The 17,400-nt window shown below is 68.1% G+C and carries 17 protein-coding genes and 2 riboswitches; of the genes, 6 read left to right on the top strand and 11 right to left on the bottom strand.

The genetic code is table 11. From position 1 onward, the window contains the following. Positions 1 to 60: 60 nt before the first annotated feature. Positions 61 to 837, bottom strand: a complete 777-nt coding sequence (locus tag D7T59_RS02975) for an SDR family oxidoreductase (RefSeq protein ID WP_106469245.1) — start codon at positions 835 to 837, stop codon at positions 61 to 63. 111 nt (positions 838 to 948) lie between these two features. On the opposite strand from D7T59_RS02975, the gene D7T59_RS02970 reads away from it, so the two are divergent. Continuing rightward, entirely contained in the window at positions 949 to 1,161 is a 213-nt protein-coding gene (locus tag D7T59_RS02970) for a hypothetical protein (protein WP_180851011.1), read from the top strand. A gap of 120 nt (positions 1,162 to 1,281) precedes the next feature. Here the strand turns inward: D7T59_RS02970 and sppA are convergent, their stop codons facing one another. The 4 genes from sppA to D7T59_RS02950 form a co-directional block, all read right to left on the bottom strand. After that, complete coding sequence (gene sppA, locus D7T59_RS02965) at positions 1,282 to 3,204, bottom strand: signal peptide peptidase SppA (protein WP_180851010.1); 1,923 nt, start codon at positions 3,202 to 3,204, stop codon at positions 1,282 to 1,284. Positions 3,205 to 3,317: 113 nt separating this feature from the next. Further along, the gene (locus D7T59_RS02960) at positions 3,318 to 4,682 is read right to left on the bottom strand and encodes an MATE family efflux transporter (RefSeq protein WP_014038646.1); all 1,365 of its coding nucleotides are present in this window, start codon (positions 4,680 to 4,682) and stop codon (positions 3,318 to 3,320) included. 289 nt (positions 4,683 to 4,971) lie between these two features. Next, positions 4,972 to 5,556, bottom strand: a complete 585-nt coding sequence (locus tag D7T59_RS02955) for a DUF3106 domain-containing protein (protein WP_164136778.1) — start codon at positions 5,554 to 5,556, stop codon at positions 4,972 to 4,974. Beyond that, on the bottom strand, positions 5,549 to 6,553 hold the full coding sequence (locus tag D7T59_RS02950; protein WP_180851009.1) for a hypothetical protein: 1,005 nt from the start codon (positions 6,551 to 6,553) through the stop codon (positions 5,549 to 5,551). The genes D7T59_RS02955 and D7T59_RS02950 overlap by 8 nt, the downstream gene beginning before the upstream one ends. Positions 6,554 to 6,966: 413 nt before the next feature. Between D7T59_RS02950 and D7T59_RS02945 the strand changes: the two genes are divergently transcribed. Further along, positions 6,967 to 9,144: a primosomal protein N' gene (locus tag D7T59_RS02945; protein ID WP_180851028.1), complete on the top strand. Its 2,178-nt coding sequence runs from the start codon at positions 6,967 to 6,969 to the stop codon at positions 9,142 to 9,144. Positions 9,145 to 9,239: 95 nt separating this feature from the next. On the opposite strand, the gene D7T59_RS02940 is transcribed toward D7T59_RS02945, so the two are convergent. Together D7T59_RS02940 and D7T59_RS02935 are read right to left on the bottom strand one after the other, a co-directional pair. Then, positions 9,240 to 9,860 (bottom strand): glutathione S-transferase family protein, encoded by a 621-nt coding sequence (locus D7T59_RS02940; RefSeq protein ID WP_099554526.1) that lies wholly within the window; start codon positions 9,858 to 9,860, stop codon positions 9,240 to 9,242. Positions 9,861 to 10,002: 142 nt separating this feature from the next. Then, positions 10,003 to 10,782 carry an NYN domain-containing protein gene (locus D7T59_RS02935; RefSeq protein ID WP_005411210.1) on the bottom strand — a complete coding sequence of 260 codons (780 nt, stop codon included), beginning with the start codon at positions 10,780 to 10,782 and terminating at the stop codon, positions 10,003 to 10,005. 123 nt (positions 10,783 to 10,905) lie between these two features. Here D7T59_RS02935 and D7T59_RS02930 point away from each other — a divergent pair, with 123 nt between their 5' ends. The 3 genes from D7T59_RS02930 to D7T59_RS02920 all read left to right on the top strand — a co-directional run bounded on the left by D7T59_RS02930 (position 10,906) and on the right by D7T59_RS02920 (position 14,681). Continuing rightward, complete coding sequence (locus D7T59_RS02930; protein ID WP_164136780.1) at positions 10,906 to 12,186, top strand: NAD(P)/FAD-dependent oxidoreductase; 1,281 nt, start codon at positions 10,906 to 10,908, stop codon at positions 12,184 to 12,186. 69 nt (positions 12,187 to 12,255) lie between these two features. Continuing rightward, positions 12,256 to 13,044: a hypothetical protein gene (locus D7T59_RS02925; protein WP_164136781.1), complete on the top strand. Its 789-nt coding sequence runs from the start codon at positions 12,256 to 12,258 to the stop codon at positions 13,042 to 13,044. Next, positions 13,041 to 14,681, top strand: coding sequence for an XVIPCD domain-containing protein (locus D7T59_RS02920; RefSeq protein WP_180851008.1), 1,641 nt, complete (start codon positions 13,041 to 13,043; stop codon positions 14,679 to 14,681). The genes D7T59_RS02925 and D7T59_RS02920 overlap by 4 nt, the downstream gene beginning before the upstream one ends. Here D7T59_RS02920 and D7T59_RS02915 read toward each other — a convergent pair. The 4 genes from D7T59_RS02915 to D7T59_RS02900 form a co-directional block, all read right to left on the bottom strand. Next, complete coding sequence (locus D7T59_RS02915) at positions 14,673 to 15,107, bottom strand: hypothetical protein (RefSeq protein ID WP_164136783.1); 435 nt, start codon at positions 15,105 to 15,107, stop codon at positions 14,673 to 14,675. The genes D7T59_RS02920 and D7T59_RS02915 overlap by 9 nt on opposite strands. Positions 15,108 to 15,110: 3 nt before the next feature. Further along, positions 15,111 to 15,542, bottom strand: a complete 432-nt coding sequence (locus D7T59_RS02910) for a nuclear transport factor 2 family protein (protein WP_180851007.1) — start codon at positions 15,540 to 15,542, stop codon at positions 15,111 to 15,113. 68 nt (positions 15,543 to 15,610) lie between these two features. Continuing rightward, a complete protein-coding gene (locus D7T59_RS02905) occupies positions 15,611 to 16,075 on the bottom strand; it encodes a hypothetical protein (RefSeq protein ID WP_258012910.1) in 465 nt (154 codons plus the stop codon). A gap of 26 nt (positions 16,076 to 16,101) precedes the next feature. Continuing rightward, a complete protein-coding gene (locus tag D7T59_RS02900; protein WP_164136785.1) occupies positions 16,102 to 16,368 on the bottom strand; it encodes a GIY-YIG nuclease family protein in 267 nt (88 codons plus the stop codon). Between the two features lie 40 nt (positions 16,369 to 16,408). Continuing rightward, a riboswitch (glycine riboswitch) is annotated at positions 16,409 to 16,498 on the top strand. A 13-nt stretch (positions 16,499 to 16,511) separates the two neighbouring features. Then, positions 16,512 to 16,617: riboswitch (glycine riboswitch) on the top strand. 82 nt (positions 16,618 to 16,699) lie between these two features. Between D7T59_RS02900 and D7T59_RS02895 the strand changes: the two genes are divergently transcribed. Further along, positions 16,700 to 17,317, top strand: coding sequence for a trimeric intracellular cation channel family protein (locus tag D7T59_RS02895; protein WP_099554504.1), 618 nt, complete (start codon positions 16,700 to 16,702; stop codon positions 17,315 to 17,317). Positions 17,318 to 17,400: the final 83 nt, after the last annotated feature.

Below are 17,400 nucleotides of genomic sequence, written 5' to 3'. Positions count from 1 at the left end.
ACTGCAATCATCTGAAGATCCCGTGGTTGCCGGCCAGCGGCCGGCACCACCACCGAAAGATCAGAACCCGTAACGCAGGAAGCCGCCATCCACCGCGATGCACTCACCGGTGACATAGCTGGCTGCCGGCAGGCACAGGAAGCCCACGGCCGCGGCCACTTCCTCCGGCTCGCCGATGCGGCGCATCGGCGTACGGTTGATCACCTCCTCGTAGTAATCCGGGTCCGACAACGGACCGGAGGTCCGCCGCGTGCGGATGTACCACGGTGCCACCGCGTTGACCCGGATGCCATCCTCGGCCCACTCGACGGCCAGGTTGCGGGTCATCTGGTGCATCGCGGCCTTGGTCATGCCGTAGACCACGCCGCTGCGCACGTGGGTCAGGCCGGACACGCTGCCGACGTTGACGATCGACGACGATGCGTGGCGAGCCAGCAGCGGATGCGCGTAGCGCGACAGCTCGAACGCCGAGAACAGGTTGGTCTCGAAGATCTTCCGCCATTCGTCCTCGGAATACTCCGTGGCCGCCTTGGTGACGTTGCCGCCGGCATTGTTGACCAGGATGTGCAGGCCATCACTGTGGTCTTCCACCCAGTCCAGGATCTGGCGGCGGTCCTCGTCGTCGGAGACATCGGCGGCCAGCGCGTGCACCTGCATCTGCGGATACACGTCCAGCAGCTCGTCGCGCGCGGTCTCCAGCATGTCGATATCGCGGCCGACGATCATCAGGTCGGCGCCGAGCCCCGCCAGTTCATGCGCGATGGCCAGGCCGATGCCGGCGCTGGCGCCGGTGATCAGGGCCGTCTGGCCGTCCAGGCGCCACCGTTGCTGGGTCATGTGTCCTCCGGGGCCGCGCCCGCTGCATTTCGATGCGGCAAGGATACGCGCTCACGGTGGCCCCCTGCCGGGGATGCGACACTGCACCTACGCCCACCGCGGAGAGCCGCCATGCGCATCCTGCCCCTGTCCTCGTCCCTGCTGGCCAGCGTGCTGCTGGTGGCCTGCCAGCGGCCGCCGACGCCGAACCCGGAGAAGCCACCGGTGCCCAAGGCGATGTCGCGCGCGATGCAGGAGCCCCTGGACCGTGCGAAGGACGCACGGAAGGCCGTGGAAGAGGCCGCCGCACGCGAGCGCAAGGCCGAAGCCGACGCGACGCAATGATGGTGGGCCTGTGGGGTCAGCGCCCTTTGCGAAGCAAAGGGGTCCAACCCCATGAACGAAAACGCCCGGCCGAAGCCGGGCGTTTCCAGTAGATCCACGCCATGCGTGGATGCTTTCCGATCAGAACCCGCAGAAGCAGTACGCCAGCGCCTTCACCGGCGCGCCGTTGCCCTTCTCGCGGGCCGCGTTCTCGACGAAGCGCAACTGAGTGTCCACTTCCGGCATCGTGCGCGCCAGCATCATCCGCGCCATGCCCGAATCGGACAGCATCCAGGCGCCGGCGCGGCTGCCGGCGAAACCGCTGACGAACTGCGCGAACGGCGTCGCCGCCTTCTCGATGTAACGCACGCGGTAGGCATCGGTCTTGCCCAGCTTGGCACGGCTGGCGGCGTCGGCCACGGCGTCCTTCAGGCCACCGAAGGCATCGACCAGGCCACGTTCCTTGGCCTGCGCACCGCTCCACACGCGGCCACGGGCCACTTCGTCGACCGCCTCGACCGGCTTCTTGCGGGCATCGGCAACGCGGCCGGTGAAGTCGGCATAGCCCTTGTTGATCACCGTCTGGATGACCTGGCCCACGGCCGGGTCCATCGGGCGGGTGACGTCGAAGGCACCGGCGAAGCGGGTGGTGCCCACGCCGTCGGTATGCACGCCGATCTTGTCCAGCGCGCGGCTGAAGTTCGGCACCATGCCGAAGATGCCGATCGAACCGGTGATGGTCGACGGATCGGCGTAGATGCGATCGGCGTTCATGCTGATCCAGTAGCCACCGGAGGCGGCCAGGTCACCCATCGACACCACCACCGGCTTGCCGGCGGCCTGCAGGGCCACCACTTCGCGGCGGATCTGCTCGGAGGCGAACACTTCACCGCCCGGCGAATCCACGCGCAGCACCACGGCCTTCACGTTCTCGTCGTCGCGGGCAGCACGCAGCAGCGCCGAGGTCGACTCGCCACCGATGCGGCCGGCCGGCAGGTCGCCACCGCTGATCTCGCCTTCAGCCACCACCACCGCCACCTGCGGACGCGAGTCCACCGGGTTGCGGCGCGCGTCGAGCAGGGCCAGGTAACGACCGAAGTCGACGTTGCGGAAACCGCCGTCGGCATCGTCGTCGGCCACGCCGCGCTCGATCATCAGATCCTCGAATTCCTCGCGGGTCTTCAGCGCGGTCACCAGTTTCTGCTGCAGGGCGAACTTGGCCAGATCGCCACCGGCGGCGGCAATGCCTTCCGGCAGCGTGTCGATGCCGGCGGCCAGCTGTGCCGGATCCAGGCGGCGGGCCTTGGCGATGTCGGCCAGGTAGCGCTGCCACACATCGTTCATCCAGAACAGGTCGGCTTCCTTGGAAGCCGGCGACGCCGCATCGAGCACGTACGGCTCGGCCGCGGACTTGTACTCGCCCACCTTGAACAGATGCACGTCCACGCCCAGCTTGTCCTGCAGGCCGGTGCGGAAATACTGGCGGTAGCGGCCCAGGCCCTCGAGCACCACCGACCCCATCGGGTCCAGGTAGACCTCGTCGGCCTGTGCGGCCAGCAGGTACTGCGACTGGCCCATGCTCTCGCTGTAGGCCACCAGCTGCTTGCCAGACGCGCGCAGGTCCTGCAGCGCGGCGGCGACTTCGCGCAGCGAGGCGAAGCCCGACGGCTGCAGCTTGTCCAGCTCCAGCACCACGCGCTCGATCTTCTTGTCTTCCTTGGCCGACTCGATCACCCGCAGCAGGTCGCGCAGCTGGATCTCCTCGGCGCCGTTGTCGCCCACCGCCTTGGCCAGCGCGCGGCTGACCGGATCGGCGCTGAACTGCTCGACCAGGCGGCCTTCCGGCGCGATCACCAGGGTGGTGCGGTCCTGCAGCGACTTGCTGGCGCCGGCGCCCATGCCGGCGGCGATGACGAACATCACCAGCAGCAGGAACAGCAGGCCGAAGAACACCAGGTTGAGGATCAACCGGCGGGTGAAGTTCATGACGTCCCACAGCCCGATGAAGAAACTGGCGACGGGATTGCGACGCGCCGGGGGCAGCGGGGGCACGGGTTGATTCATGGAGCGCTCCGGATGGCTTCTTGCCGTGGTACCAGCATAGCCGGTGCCGCGTGATGCGGCATCGGACACAAGTCAGGGGATCGCCCGCCACGGTGGGGGGCGGGCACGGAAGGTCAGGACAGCATCGACTGGCCGATGCGCAGGCTGCTGCGGCGCAGGCGCCAGCCCATCAGGATGGCGGCGGCGGTCAGGCCGACGATCAGGCCGATCCACATGCCCTGCGGGCCCATGCCCAGGCCCAGGCCGAGCCCGGCGCCGAGCGGCATGCCCAGGCCCCAGTACGCGAACATGGCGATGAACATCGGCACGCGGGTGTCCTTCAGGCCGCGCAGCGCACCGGCCGACAGCACCTGGATGCCATCCGGGAACTGGAAGGTGGCCGCGTACAGCAGCAGCGTCGAGGCCAGGCCGGCCACCGCCAGGTCGTTGGTGTAGACACCGACGATGGCATCGTGGCCGAACAGCAGCACCGCCGCCGACAGCGTCTGCGTGCCCATGATGATCGCGTAGCCGGCCCACGCCGCACGGCGCACACCGAAGCCATCGCCGCGGCCGACCGCATGGCCCACGCGCACGGTGGTGGCTTCGGCCACGCCCATCGGGATCATGAAGCACAGCTGCGCGACGTTGATCGCGATCTGGTGCGCGGCCGCTTCATTGGCACCGAGGCGTCCGATCAGCAGCGCGGTGACGATGAACAGGCCGCCTTCCATCAGCACGGTGATGCCGATCGGCAGGCCGGTGCGCAGCAACTCCCAGATCGCCTTCCAGCGCGGCCCCTCGAAGTGCGAGAACAACTGCAGGTGGGCGAAGCGCTTGGTGAACCACAGGTAGGTGGCGAAGGCGATGGCCTGCAGCCACATCATCACCGCCGAGGCGATGCCGAGGCCCTCGGCCCCCATTTCCGGGAAACCGAGCTTGCCGTTGGCCAGCACGTAGCCCATCGGCGCCAGCACCAGCAGGCCGCCGAAGCCAAGCAGCATGGTCGGCAGCGTCCAGTGCATGCCCTCGCTGAGGTAGCGCATGCAGAAGTACAGGGTCAGCGCCGGCCCCCCCCAGCGCACCGCATGCAGGAACGCGGTGGCGCCCGGCACGATGTCCGGTGCGATGCCGAAGGCCGGCAGCAGCGGCGGCACCACGGTGAGGAAGGTGAACATGATCAGGCCCAGGCCCAATGCCAGCCACAGCGCCTGGCGGAACAGCGGGCCGATCTCGCGCTCGCGGCCGGCGCCATGCAGCTGCGACACCGAGGCGGTGAGCGAGATCAGGGTGCCGATCGGGATCAGCATCGGCAGCCACAGCAGCGCCGTGCCGATGGTCACCGCGGCAAGGGTGGCCGTGGCGTGGTGGCCGGCAATCACGTTGTCGACGAAGGAGATCAGACCGGTGGACACATGCCCGAGCACAAGCGGCAGGGCGAGCAGACCGGTGGCGCCGACTTCCTTGCTGAAGCGCGGCGTGGAGGTTGCAGTAGACATAAGGTGCTTGACGCGAACTACGGTTGCGCGCGAAGGGCACAGGCACCGGGTTGCGGCCGGTCATCTTACGCGCGCAGCGCGCGCATTCCCATGACATGGCGTGAATGCTGGGTTCCGGCAGGCCCTCGCTGCGGTAGAGTCGACTGTTAGTCGACTGCGCTTTGGGTCGACTGCACTTTTGGTCGACTGCTCTTCATGCAGAACCGCGAAAACCCCGCGCTGCGCGCGGAAGTCGACTAACAGTCGACTCTACCCGTCGACGCAACCCGTCGACGCTACGCCCTCGGGTCTACTGGCCGGCCTGGCGCTTGAGCCAGGTGTCGCGCTCGGCGGCCGGCACGGCGAGGAACGCGCCACGTACCTTGTCACGTTCCTGCGGTGGCGTGCGCTGCGCGACCAGGGTCAGCTGGGCCAGCTGCGCCGGGCTGAGCTGGCGCAGCACGGCCAGCGCGGCTTCGCGCTGTTCCGGTGGCACGAAGCCGAACAGGCCGTGCAGCTTGGGGAACTCCAGTCCCAGCTGCGGGCCCAGCCGCCAGCCTTCACGGAACGCCTGGTCCTGCGCCTGGAACTGCTGGCGCAGACGCTGCTGCTGGTCCGCCGGCAGCGCGTTGAACCGCGCAGCCGCCTGGCGGATGCGCTCGCGCTCACTCTCCGGCAGGGCGCGCCAGGCCGCGTAGTCGGCACGGCGCTGACGCTGCTGCGGAGCATCGAGCTGGGCAAACGATGCGGGCGCAGCAGGTGCGGCGGCCGGGGCTGGCGCGGCAGATGACGTGGCCGGCACCGCCGGCGGCAACGGCACGTTCAAGGTCTGCGGCGCGGCGGACAGCGTCAGCGGCAGGGCCAGCAGCAGGCTGGCGAACAGGGGCTTATTCATCGGCGGCAGCCGTTTCCAGCGTAGTGCTGGCCGGCTCCGGCCGGCTCGGCCTGGATTGCGATTCATCCACCGGCAACGGGCCGCCGGCGGCGGTCCAGGCATACAGATCGGCATCGGCCACCAGCGGATAGTCGCGGTCGGCCAGCATCGTGGCGTCGTCGGACGCCTGGGCCGGGGTCGCATCCGGCGTGGCGTTGACCTTGCTCGGCGGAAGCGCTTCCACCGTGACCGGGCCAGCTTCACCCACGACACCTTCCGGCAGTGGGGCATCGCTACCGGATGAATGCCCTTGCCAGTAGCGCCAGCCCAGCGCTGCGGCCAACAGCACCGCCACCGTCACCAGCAGGATCACCGGACCGCGCCAGCGCGGCCTGGCATTGGCACGCCGCCGCTTGCCCTGGGCGGCCGCACGTTCATCGCGCTGCGGTGCGCGCCAACTGGTCGTGGGAGCTTCATTGCTGGCGGCCGGTGCGGCCGGCTGCTGCAGCTGCTGCAGGCGCTTGGCCGGCAGGTCGCGGATGCGCAGCTGCACCTGTTCGGCCAGCTGGCGCCAGGCCGACGCATCGGGCTGGCCGTGTGCATCGCGGGGGCAGGCATCGGCCAGCAGGTGCTGGTAGCCCGCTTCGTCCTGGTCGAGCACGCGCATGGCGATACCCTCGTCCAGACTGCCGCCCACCCGCAACAGGAGTGCCAAGCGCGGCAGCGGGCCCATCTCGCCCAGCGCAGCCAACGGCGGCAGCCACTGGCCGCCCACCGGCTCGCGCAGTGCCTGGCGTTGGCCCAACAGGGTCCAGAAGCGGGTCGGCCACTGCGCCATCGGCAGGTCGCTGGCGACCGCGGCAAAGGCGCGCATCACCGCCACCAGGGTCTGCTCGGCACGCGCGGCATCGCCGCACTGCAGCTCAGCCACCACCAGGGCGCGGCGCTCGACGCCACGCAGGAACGCCGACAGCGCGCCGGCCGCGGTCGAGGAAACAGGGGCGGGCACAGCCGTCATCGGTCACTCCAAAGGTCTGCCGGCATGATAGCGGCAGCCCATCGGCACCCGTAGGACTTGCGCCCAAAGGCACTTCGTGCTGCAGGTTGTGCACAGCACCACGCCCGCTTCGGGGAAAACTGCGGCATCCAGCTGAATTCACTCTGTTTCAGCAATGTTTCACACTCAAGTTGTTGATTTTGAATGACTTTGAAGTGTGGCGATTTTTTGACCAACCCAAGCGTGAGCTCGTCGCCATCGGCCTCCTGCGTTCCCGTCGACCGGTAACGCACAACGTTATCCACAGAACATGTGGATAAGACTGAATCTCCAATGGACACCGATATTTAGGTGACATTTATGATTCAACGGGGGCTCCCCGGCCGCCTCTGCCCCCTGCCATTCGCGCGCGCATGGCCCGTTACACTGGCCCGATGCTTTCACCCATTCCGACCCTGCAGGTCGCCCTGCCCGTCCCGCTGCCACGCCTGTTCGATTACCTGTCGCCGGAGGGCGATGGCCCCACGGTCGCGGTCGGCTGCCGCCTGAAGGTGCCGTTCGGCAACCGCGAGCTGGTCGGCGTGGTGGTCGGCCACGGCCAGACCGATGACGGCCAGGGACTGCGCCAGGCACTGGCCTGGTGCGACCCGCAACCGCTGCTGCAGGGCGAGCTCTGGCAGAGCCTGCAGTGGCTGGCGCGCTATACCCATGCACCACTGGGCGAGGTGCTGAGCACCGCCCTGCCGGGCCCGCTGCGCCATGGCGACGCCCTGCCCGACACCCATCACTGGGGCTGGCAGCTGACCGCCGAAGGCCGCGCCCAGCGCGAAAAACTGCGCGCCGGCAGCCGCCCCCGGCAACTGGCCGAGCTGCTGGCCGACGCCATCGTGGATGAAGACGTGCTGGGTGAACGCATGGACGACTGGCGCACCGCCGCGCGCAGTCTCGCCAAGCGGCAACTGGCCGAGCGCGTGGCGCTGAGCGTGGCGCCGCAGCACGCGCAGCCGCTGCCCGGCCCTACCCTCAACCCGGACCAGGCCGAGGCCGTGGCGGCGATCAACGCAGTCGAGGGCTTCCAACCGTTCCTTCTGGATGGCGTGACCGGCAGCGGCAAGACCGAGGTCTACCTGCAGGCCATCATCCACTGCCTGGCGCAAGGCAGGCAGGCGCTGGTGCTGGTGCCGGAAATCGGCCTCACCCCGCAGACCCTGGCACGCTTCCGCGGCCGCCTCGGCATCGCCGTGCATGCACTGCATTCGGGATTGAACGACAACGAGCGCGCGCGCGTCTGGGCAGCGGCCTCCCGCGGCGAAGCGCGGGTCATCGTCGGCACCCGCTCGGCCGTGTTCACGCCGTTGCCGCAGGCCGGCCTGCTGATCGTCGACGAGGAACATGACGGCAGCTACAAGCAGCAGGACGGCATCCGCTACCACGCGCGCGATTTCGCCCTGGTGCGGGCCAAGGCGCTGGGCATCCCGGTGCTGCTGGGCAGCGCTACGCCTTCATTGGAAACGCTGCACAACGCCTATGCCGGGCGCTACACCCACCTGCGCCTGAAGCAGCGTGCCGGTGATGCGCGGCCACCACGCGTGCGCATCCTCGATGTGCGCAAGCGGCCATTGCATGACGGCCTGTCGGCCGATGTGCTGGCCGGCATCGCCGAGCACCTGCAGCGCGGCCAGCAGGTGCTGGTGTTCAAGAACCGCCGTGGCTACGCGCCGGTACTGCTGTGCCACGACTGCGGCTGGACCGCACCGTGCAACCGCTGCGATGCGCCGATGACCGTGCATGGCGGTGGCCGTCGCCTGCAGTGCCATCACTGCGGCGCGCGTCAGCCGGCACCGCTGGCATGCCCCGCGTGCGGCAGCCTGGCGCTGCAACCACAGGGCATCGGCACCGAGCGCCTGGAAGAACATCTCACCGCCGCCTTCGCCGATTTCCCGGTGGTGCGCATCGACCGCGGCACCACCTCACGCCGCGATGCACTGGAACAACAGCTGGCGAAACTGGGCGACCGGCCCGGCATCCTGGTCGGCACGCAGATCCTGGCCAAGGGCCACGACCTGCCCAAGCTGACCCTGGTGGTGGTGGTCGGCATTGATGAAGGCCTGTTCTCGGCCGACTTCCGCGCCAGCGAGAAGCTGGCGCAGCAGCTGATCCAGGTGGCGGGCCGTGCGGGCCGCGCACGTGATCCCGGTGAGGTCTGGCTGCAGACCCATCACCCCGGGCATCCGCTGCTGGAAACGTTGGTCAGCGGTGGTTACCACCCGTTCGCACAGGCCGAATTGAACCAGCGCCAGGCCGCCGGATTCCCGCCGTTCGCGCATCTGGCGCTGATGCGCGGCGAAGCCCAGCAGGTGGAGCATGCCAATGCGTTCCTGCTGGCCGCGCGACAGCTGCTGGGCGAGCAGAACGTGGTGGAGGCGTATGGGCCGATGCCGGCGCCGATGCCGCGGCGCGCCGGTTACCAACGCACGCAGCTGCTGCTGTCTGCCGTGCAGCGGCCGCCACTGCATGGGGCGCTTTCGCAACTGGTTCCGCAGCTGTATGCGCTGCCGGAAGCGCGCAAGGTGCGCTGGTCGCTGGATGTGGATCCGACGGATCTGTACTGAGGGGTCAGAGCCCACCCGTCGGGTGGGATCCGACCCTTTGGCTATCGGGGTCGGATCCCTTTTGCAGAAAAGGGCTCTGACCCCGAACACTTTCGCTACGTCAGAGGCGACATCACGCCGCGCTGGTAGGCGGGGCGCTCGCGAAGGCGGGCGTACCATTCAGCCAGGTGCGGCAGCTCCGGGCGCTGGATCGGCAGTTCGAACCACGCGTAGATCTGCGAGCCCAGCGGGATGTCGCCCATCGCGAACGTATCGCCCGACAGCCACGGCTGCCTGGCCAGGGTTGCATCAGCCATCGCAAGATAGTCGCCAGCACGCACGATGGCGGCATTGATCCGCGATTCGTCGCGGTCGGCCGGTGCGGTGCGCATGATGCCCCAGACCAGGTCGCTGTACAGCGGCGCCATCCGCGAGGTGCTCCAGTCCATCCACTTCTCGGCCTGGGCGCGTTCCATCGGGTCTTCAGCGTACAGCGTGCCCAGCGCGTAGCGTGCGCTCAGATAGCGCACGATGGCATTGGACTCCCACAGCGGCAGGCCGTGGTCTTCGATCACCGGCACCAGGCTGTTGGGATTCATCGCCTGGTATTCCGGCGTCTGCGTGCCGCCGTGGCTGCCACCAACTTCGATGGACTCGTACGGCAGGCCGATCTCCTCGGCACACCACAGCACCTTGCGGACGTTGCTGGAATTGCGACGGCCCCAGATCTTCAACATGCGGGTTTTCCTTGCTGGCAATGCGAGCGGCAACGATACGCCTGATCGGGTGGGGGATGTGCGTGCCGGATGCGGGATCTGGCATCTGGGGCTTGCCGGCCAGCGGCCGGCACTACCGGTTCTTTTTGGCCAGCGGCCGGCATTACCGGTTCTTCTTTGGCAGCGCGCGCACGTAGGAGGACTTGCCATCCTTCTTCAGTTCGAACAGGCCGATGGCCGCCAGCAGATCGCTGAGCTTGCCGTAGCCGTAGTTGCGCGGGTCGAACGATGCCTGGTTGCCGATCTGGCTGCCGACCGGACCGAGGTGCGACCAGCCATCCTCGCCCTCGGCCGCGGACACCGCGCGGCGCAGCATCTTCACCAGCCGCGTGTCGCTGCGCATTTCCGCACCGCTCTTGCGCGGGCGCGCATCGTCGTTGGCCACCGGCTCGTTCGATGCCTGTTCGCTCGATGCCTGTTCGGTATCCGGCACGCTGGCATGGGTCTGGCCCAGCGCCTCCAGATAGGTGAACTTCGAGCACGCATTGACGAAGGGTTCCGGCGTTTTCTTCTCGCCGAAGCCATAGACCTTCACGCCGTCGGTCAGCAGGCGCATCACCATCGGGGTGAAGTCGGCATCGCTGGACACAATGGCGAAACCATCGAGGTTGCGCGCGTACAGCAGGTCCATGGCATCGATCACCATCGCCATGTCCGAGGCGTTCTTGCCCTTGCTGTAGGCGAACTGCTGGATCGGGCGGATCGCATATTCGTGCAGCACCGCTTCCCAGCCCTTCAACCGCGGGCTCTTCCAGTTGCCATAGGCGCGGCGCACGTTGGCCACGCCGTAGCGGGCGACTTCGGCCAGGACCTCGTCGATCTTCGAGGCCGGCGCGTTGTCGGCGTCGATCAACAGGGCGATGCGCTTTTCCGGTTCGCTCATGGACTCCTCGCGGGCGGTTGCCTGAACCCGAGTATCGCCGATCCACGCGGGCGCTGACGTGACAGGCGGTCGCCGTGAGAAGATGCCAGGCGCTTCCCCCAATGCCCCCACTGGAGTGAGTCGATGAGTCGTGAGCGCGTTCCCCACCTGGTCGTTGTCGGCGGCGGTTTTGCCGGTCTCTGGGCCACCCGTGCCCTGGCCCGCGAGCGCATGCGCATCACCCTGGTCGACCGCCGCAACCATCATCTGTTCCAGCCGCTGTTGTACCAGGTGGCCACCGCGGGCCTGTCCGCGCCGGATATCGCCGCACCGCTGCGCCACATCCTCGGCCACCAGCGCAACGTGGAAGTCCGCCTGGGCGAAGTGGTGGCCATCGACAAGCAGGCGCGGCAGATCCGCATGGCCGATGGCAGCACGCTGGACTACGACAGCCTGCTGCTGGCCACCGGCGCCACCCACGCCTACTTCGGCAATGACCAATGGGCCGATGACGCGCCCGGCCTGAAGACGCTGGACGATGCCATCGCGCTGCGCCGCAAGCTGCTGCTGGCCTTCGAGCGTGCCGAGGCCGAACCGGACCCGGCAAAGAAGGCGGCGTGGCTGAGTTTCGCCATCGTCGGCGGCGGCCCCACCGGCGTCGAGCTGGCCGGCACCCTGGCCGAAATCGCGCGGCATACGCTGCGCAATGAATTCCGCCACATCGACCCGGCCAGCGCCAAGGTGCGGCTGGTCGAAGCAGGCCCACGCGTGCTGTCCTCGTTCCCGGAAGTACTTTCGCTGAAGGCGCGCCGGCAGCTGGAAAAGCTGGGCGTGGAAGTGCTGACCGGTACCCCGGTGAGCGACATCGACAGCCAGGGTTTCAAGCTCGGCGATCAGTTCGTGCCGGCACGCACCGTGGTGTGGGCCGCCGGCGTGGCCGCCTCACCGCTGGCGCGCACGCTGGAGGTGCCGCTGGACCGCGCCGGACGCGTGCAGGTGCAGCCGGACCTGACCCTGCCCGGTCATCCCGAGCTGTTCGTGGCCGGCGACCTGGCCGCGCTGAACCAGGCCAACGGCAAGCCGGTACCCGGTGTGGCGCCCGCGGCCAAGCAGATGGGCAAGTACGTGGCCGAGGTCATCCGCGCGCGCCTGCACGGCAAGCCCGAACCCGGTCCGTTCAAGTACGCCGACTACGGCAATCTGGCCACCATCGGCCGCATGGCTGCCATCGTGCACCTGGGCCGACTGCAGCTGTCGGGCATCCTCGCCTGGTGGTTCTGGCTGGCCGCGCACGTGTTCTTCCTGATCGGCTTCCGCAACCGCATCGTGGTGCTGCTGAACTGGGCGGTGGCGTACTGGAGCTACCAGCGCAGTGCGCGCATCATCTTTGGTGATGACCAGGACGACCGGCGGCCGAAGCGGTAGGCCCCGGGCCCCGGTGGCCTTCACGCACGGGCTGCTAGCGTAAGCCGGTCGCTCATGGAATGAAGCCGCATGGATCTGCTGAAATGGTTGCCCGCCCTGGTCGCGGCCGCCCTCCTCTCGGGCTGTCCTGCGGGACAGTCGCAGGCGGAAGTCTCCGCCTCCTCGCCAGCGCCCTCTCCGCGCCTGTCACCCGGTACCTACTCGACCGAACGAGGATGGGGACAGCTGCTGCTGCAGGCACGCCCTGGCAGCACGTCGCTGCAGTTCCACCTGGAGACTGAATCCTCCGGCGCCGGATGCAGCCTGGCGGGCACGCTCGGCGACGATCTGCGGTCCGTCGCGGTGGATCCCGCACCCGGCGCAGCGCAATGCCTGCTCACGATGCAACCTACCGCCAAGGGCATCGAGGTCGGTACGCGCACGGCCGATGCCTGCGCCGCCTACTGCGGCAGCAACGGTGGATTCAAGGGCCACTACCTTGCGGTGAGCGACCGTTGCATGACGGACAATATTGCCGCCGCGCTGCGCAAGGCGGCTGCAAAGACCGCGCCATATTCCGCCGCGGGCACCGCCAGCACGCTGGAAGCGCTCCAGGCGTCCTGCGCGGACACCCTTCCATTGAGCACGATCGCCGACATCAGGCTGGCGATCGCTTCGGCCCAGCATGAGGCAGGAAACAATGCGGCCTGTCAGGCCGCACTGTCGCCCTATGCCGAGGACGCCGCGCGCAGCGATGACGAACTTGCAGACGGGATGTCACCGGCTGCAGCGGACGAGTACGTCGGCCTCATCGCATCCGTGCGCGAAGCGCTGAAGATGTGTGGACGCACCGCCAACGGCAAGGAGAACAGCCCATGAGCACCGCACCGCAGGATCGTCCGCAGCTCAGCGATGCGCAGCTGCGCACACTGGCCTACTTCGCCATCGGCGTGGCGTCCGAGGGCAGCAACGCCGGCCGCAACGTGGCCTACCAGCTGTCCTTTGCCGGCAACATCAGCGGCAATGTCATGACGCCGGTGGGCAACAGTGGTTTTTCCATCGGCACGCTGCAGACCGATCTGGGCCAGCACCCGGAGGTGGCGACCCAGCTGGTGGACGCCTATCAGCGCTGGGCGCGCCAGCAGCAGCCCTCGCTGGAGCTTGATGCACGCCAGCGGCAGCAGACGGTTTCCGACCTGCAGCGCGATGGCGACGGCATCAGGGCGCAGAACGGGCGTGCATTGGATGGGACCGTCCGCGGCCATCTGAACACCTTTCTCGCATCCAGCGACGGCGTTGCGTTCGTGCATGCACACGATGTCAGCCAGGTCGACCGACTGCTCCGCCACGGCGATGGCCGCCGGGATCCTGGCGGCGCGATGCAGCAGCTGCGCGGCACGGACCTGTACCAGCATGCGTCGCTGGATGACCAGGCCAAGCTTGCCACCATGCTGATGAAGCTGGAGAACCAGGCAGGGTTGAGCCGCTATCCTGGTGTTCTGCGGTCGATTGCCAGCGGCGATCTGGCCAGCGTGGATGACGTCAAGACACGGATCGACGGCATGCTTCCCAACCGCGTCGTACGCGGCAGGGAACAGCCCGACTACCTGGAAAGCGGCGTGGAGCACGCGCTGAAGGGCACCGAGGTCTTCAACCGGTTGCGAGCCGCAGGGCCAGGCAATCCGATGCGCGATGTGTTCGCCGGTGTCTCCGCCGACCCGCTGGCCAGCCCGGTGACGCTGGCTGCCGATCGCGCACACCCCGAGGCCCTGCATCGCTACGAAGTGGTCAAGACCCTGTTCCTGCAGAACACCGAGGCACCGGCCTACCTCGATGCCCTGCAGCACGGGCGCTCACATGCCTGGGGCCGCCCGCAGGCGGCCGGCAACTCGCCGGCCACCGCCGGCCTGTACGCCTCCGGCGATGATCTGGTGATCTGGAACCGGGACGGTCGCGGCCACGCTTTCATCGATGGCCAGTGGTCCACCGTGCCGCGTGCGGAACTGCATCGCCAGCAGAATGCCGACGGCTCCATCGACCTCAACCGCGCCCCGCGCAACGGGATGCCCGAACAGCTGCTGCACGTCGAACCCGCACAACCGGAGCGACGGCGTGCCGCGCTTTCCGACCCACTGCTGCAACAGGCCGAGGAGGCGGTACGGCGCCTGGAAGACAGCCGGGCCCAGCCTTTCGGCGAGAACGCGCAACGCCTTGCAGCCAGCTCAACCTGCCTGGCCCGCGAGGCCGGGCTGACACGCATCGACCACGTCGTGCTGGGCGCCTCCCCTTCGCAGGACGGCAGGGCGGAAACGCTCTTCGTCGTGCAGGGCGATCCGTCCGACCCGGCCCATCTCAGGGCACAGATGCCGGCCGCGCAGGCATTTGCCACCCCCGTGGACACGTCATTGGCGCAGTTGCAGACGATGAATGACGCACATCGACAGACCGATGCGCGGTCCCGGCAGGAAGAGCTGGATCACCAGAGCACCCTGTCCCAGCAGGCCCGGTCAGTCTGATCCGCGTCCATGCGACGGTCTGGGCGGGCAGTACCCTTCGGCCCGCGCCGTGCCGGCGATCTGCCGTGATGACCAGTGCCGGGTGATCCAGATGGTCAGTGCTGCCGAGCTCAGGTGCCAGCGCAGCATGCCGCGGCGTGGATGGCCGAGGTGGACGCGTGCGATCCAGGAGGCTTCGAGTTCGACATCGGGCACGTTCACCTTCGCATTCACCCCCACGTGGCGCGCCGTGAATCGCCATGGATCCAACGGTACGTGGTGGGCGTAGCTCGCGGCACCGCACACGACGCCGCTCCCCGGGGAATCGACAGGTTGCGGTCGGCCCTCGGTCGCGACCAATCCCAGCAGATACAACAGGCCCGGCAGCAGGGCCAGGAAGGTCAACAGCAGAAGCAGCGCGATCCACGCCCGGCCCGCCGCACGCATCGGTCACTGCACCTTCGGCTTCGGGTACCACAATGCGTTGACGATGACCCAGCGCTGGTCGAAACGGCCCATGTGGAAGTAGTCGACGAACCACGGGGTTTCCAGTCGCACCGAGGCGGCATTGCCGGTCACGTCCAGCACCGTGCAGCGGCGGTCCCATTGCTCCTTCGGGGTCTTCAGCGCGCCCTGCCTGGTCAGTGAGACCAGCTCTTCCTTGGACATCCGGCGCAGGCCAAGTCGTTCATCGGGTGTATCACCGAGGACCGCGCGCTTGGCCAGGTCCGGGTGCAGGGACCGGGCGACGCGCTGCGGGTCGGCCTCCAGCTGGCCGTCGACGTAATCGTGGCAGGTGGCTTCGATGGCCGCGGTGGTGGCCGGGTCGGCGGCGGCGCTTGTGGCTGCGGAAAGGGCGAACAACAGGGCGATCGTGGACATCCGGGTCTCCAGCACTGAGGGCAGGGCGATCATGGCATGTGCAAGCCGCATCCACGCATGGCGTGGATCTACGGCATCAGGCCCATTTCGTCGGCGCCCAGCTGCATGTACATGAACGCAGCGGCTTCTTCAGACATGGGCTGCCCCTGCGGGAAACTGTCCAACCAGACGGTGATGCGCGCATGGTGCCCCATCAGCGCATCCGCCATCTCCTGCTTTTCCACTTCAGTGGCGCGCTCCTGCATTTCGTTGCGAAGCACGTCATCGCCGATCCCCCACTTTTCCGCGAACGGGATCAGATCGACCAGGTCGGGAGGAACCCGGTCACGACGCAGGTGGATCGGTTCGGGCGTGCTCGGGCCATGCGCGGCCAGCTCAGCGGCGCTGCCGATCTGCCCATGCTGCAGTGGCGTTGGCGACGGTGCCTGGGTGCAGGCCAGAAGGGCCACGCAGGCAGTCAACAGCAGTATCCCGCGGTTCTTCATCGGACCGATCCATGTGTCGATGGGTGTGGCGATGATGGCATGGCCCATGCACACCCTCCACGCATGGCGTGGATCTACAGGACCGGTGCCTGCAGCCAGGCCAGCTTGTGCTCGCGCGGCTGCTGCTTGAGCTGCCATTCGGCGCGCGAAGCGGCGGCACGGTCCGGGTATTCGCGCACGGCCAGCACGCGCAGTGGCGGCCGGGCGCGGGTGTAGCGCGCGCCCTTGCCCGCCTGGTGGGCGGCGAAGCGCGCGTTCACGTCGGTGCTGATACCCGCGTAGTAGCTGCCATCACGGCATTCGAGCAGGTACAGGAACCACGGGCGGGGGGACGGGGCCATGGCCGGATTATGCCGTGCTGCACTGCAGCGGATATACTGGCGCCCGAATGCAGGAGAGAGGCGCCGCGCTGGCGCCCGCCGAAGGCGCAGGCTCCCATGATCGCTCAGGCCGGTGGGCTGGAATCCCACCAACCATGCATTCGACTCGCCGAGCTGGAGAGAGGTCACCGGGCATGCCCGGGACGATCCGCCGAAGGGGCACGCGGCCCATGCCGCTGAACTCTCAGGCAAAAGGACAGCGGGAGCGGCACCGGTCATCGTCATCCCGTCATTGCGCAGGCAGTGGCGGTAGTCGCGCATGGCCGGCCCCACCGCGCCCGGAGCCTGCCCCATGCTGCTGTCCATCATCTACCTGATCGCCATTTCCGCTGAAGCCATGACCGGCGCGCTGTCCGCCGGCCGCCGCCGCATGGACCTGTTCGGCGTGGTCATGATCGCCTGCGTCACCGCCCTCGGTGGTGGTTCGCTGCGCGACATCCTGCTCGGCCACTACCCGCTGGGCTGGGTGAAGCATCCGGAGTACCTGGGCTTCACCGTGTGCGCGGCGCTGATCGCTACCTGGGTGGCGCGTTGGATGCACCACTTCCGCCGCACCTTCCTGGTGCTGGACGGGCTGGGCCTGATCGCCTTCACCCTGATCGGATGCTCGATCGCACGCGAGGCCGGCCATGCCACCCCCATCGTGCTGATCGCCGGCATGCTGACCGGTGCGTTCGGCGGCGTGCTGCGCGACATCCTCTGCAACGAAGTGCCGCTGATCTTCCAGAAGGAGCTGTACGCGATCATCGCGCTGCTGACCGGCGCGGCCTACCTGTTGCTGCTGCACTGGGGCGTGGCCGACGCCACCGCGATCCTGTGCTGCCTCGGCGGCGGCTTCGCCCTGCGCCTGCTGGCGATCCACTACCGCTGGGAAATGCCGAAGTTCGTCTATCACGACGAAGTGCATTGATGGTTTGACGGTCGTGCCGGCAGCCGGCCGGCAACACTGCATACGCCCGCAGATTCCAGCAGGTTGCCGGCCAGCGGCCGGCA

This window comes from Stenotrophomonas maltophilia (assembly GCF_013464915.1).
Taxonomy (GTDB): Bacteria; Pseudomonadota; Gammaproteobacteria; order Xanthomonadales; family Xanthomonadaceae; genus Stenotrophomonas; species Stenotrophomonas maltophilia_AT.
Note: the sequence above shows the minus strand (reverse complement) of the source record. Positions and strands in the feature narration are given on the sequence as shown.

What these genes read in the sequence shown, in the direction of transcription:
- D7T59_RS02975 (WP_106469245.1), bottom strand. Translation starts at nt 837, where the DNA reads ATGACCCAGCAACGGTGGCGCCTGGACGGCCAGACGGCCCTGATCACC.
- D7T59_RS02950 (WP_180851009.1), bottom strand. Translation starts at nt 6,553, where the DNA reads ATGACGGCTGTGCCCGCCCCTGTTTCCTCGACCGCGGCCGGCGCGCTG.
- D7T59_RS02895 (WP_099554504.1), top strand. Translation starts at nt 16,700, where the DNA reads ATGCTGCTGTCCATCATCTACCTGATCGCCATTTCCGCTGAAGCCATG.
- D7T59_RS02910 (WP_180851007.1), bottom strand. Translation starts at nt 15,542, where the DNA reads ATGTCCACGATCGCCCTGTTGTTCGCCCTTTCCGCAGCCACAAGCGCC.
- D7T59_RS02960 (WP_014038646.1), bottom strand. Translation starts at nt 4,682, where the DNA reads ATGTCTACTGCAACCTCCACGCCGCGCTTCAGCAAGGAAGTCGGCGCC.
- D7T59_RS02945 (WP_180851028.1), top strand. Translation starts at nt 6,967, where the DNA reads ATGCTTTCACCCATTCCGACCCTGCAGGTCGCCCTGCCCGTCCCGCTG.
- D7T59_RS02915 (WP_164136783.1), bottom strand. Translation starts at nt 15,107, where the DNA reads ATGCGTGCGGCGGGCCGGGCGTGGATCGCGCTGCTTCTGCTGTTGACC.
- D7T59_RS02930 (WP_164136780.1), top strand. Translation starts at nt 10,906, where the DNA reads ATGAGTCGTGAGCGCGTTCCCCACCTGGTCGTTGTCGGCGGCGGTTTT.
- D7T59_RS02935 (WP_005411210.1), bottom strand. Translation starts at nt 10,782, where the DNA reads ATGAGCGAACCGGAAAAGCGCATCGCCCTGTTGATCGACGCCGACAAC.
- D7T59_RS02940 (WP_099554526.1), bottom strand. Translation starts at nt 9,860, where the DNA reads ATGTTGAAGATCTGGGGCCGTCGCAATTCCAGCAACGTCCGCAAGGTG.
- D7T59_RS02955 (WP_164136778.1), bottom strand. Translation starts at nt 5,556, where the DNA reads ATGAATAAGCCCCTGTTCGCCAGCCTGCTGCTGGCCCTGCCGCTGACG.
- D7T59_RS02970 (WP_180851011.1), top strand. Translation starts at nt 949, where the DNA reads ATGCGCATCCTGCCCCTGTCCTCGTCCCTGCTGGCCAGCGTGCTGCTG.
- D7T59_RS02905 (WP_258012910.1), bottom strand. Translation starts at nt 16,075, where the DNA reads ATGGGCCATGCCATCATCGCCACACCCATCGACACATGGATCGGTCCG.
- D7T59_RS02920 (WP_180851008.1), top strand. Translation starts at nt 13,041, where the DNA reads ATGAGCACCGCACCGCAGGATCGTCCGCAGCTCAGCGATGCGCAGCTG.
- D7T59_RS02925 (WP_164136781.1), top strand. Translation starts at nt 12,256, where the DNA reads ATGGATCTGCTGAAATGGTTGCCCGCCCTGGTCGCGGCCGCCCTCCTC.
- sppA (WP_180851010.1), bottom strand. Translation starts at nt 3,204, where the DNA reads ATGAATCAACCCGTGCCCCCGCTGCCCCCGGCGCGTCGCAATCCCGTC.
- D7T59_RS02900 (WP_164136785.1), bottom strand. Translation starts at nt 16,368, where the DNA reads ATGGCCCCGTCCCCCCGCCCGTGGTTCCTGTACCTGCTCGAATGCCGT.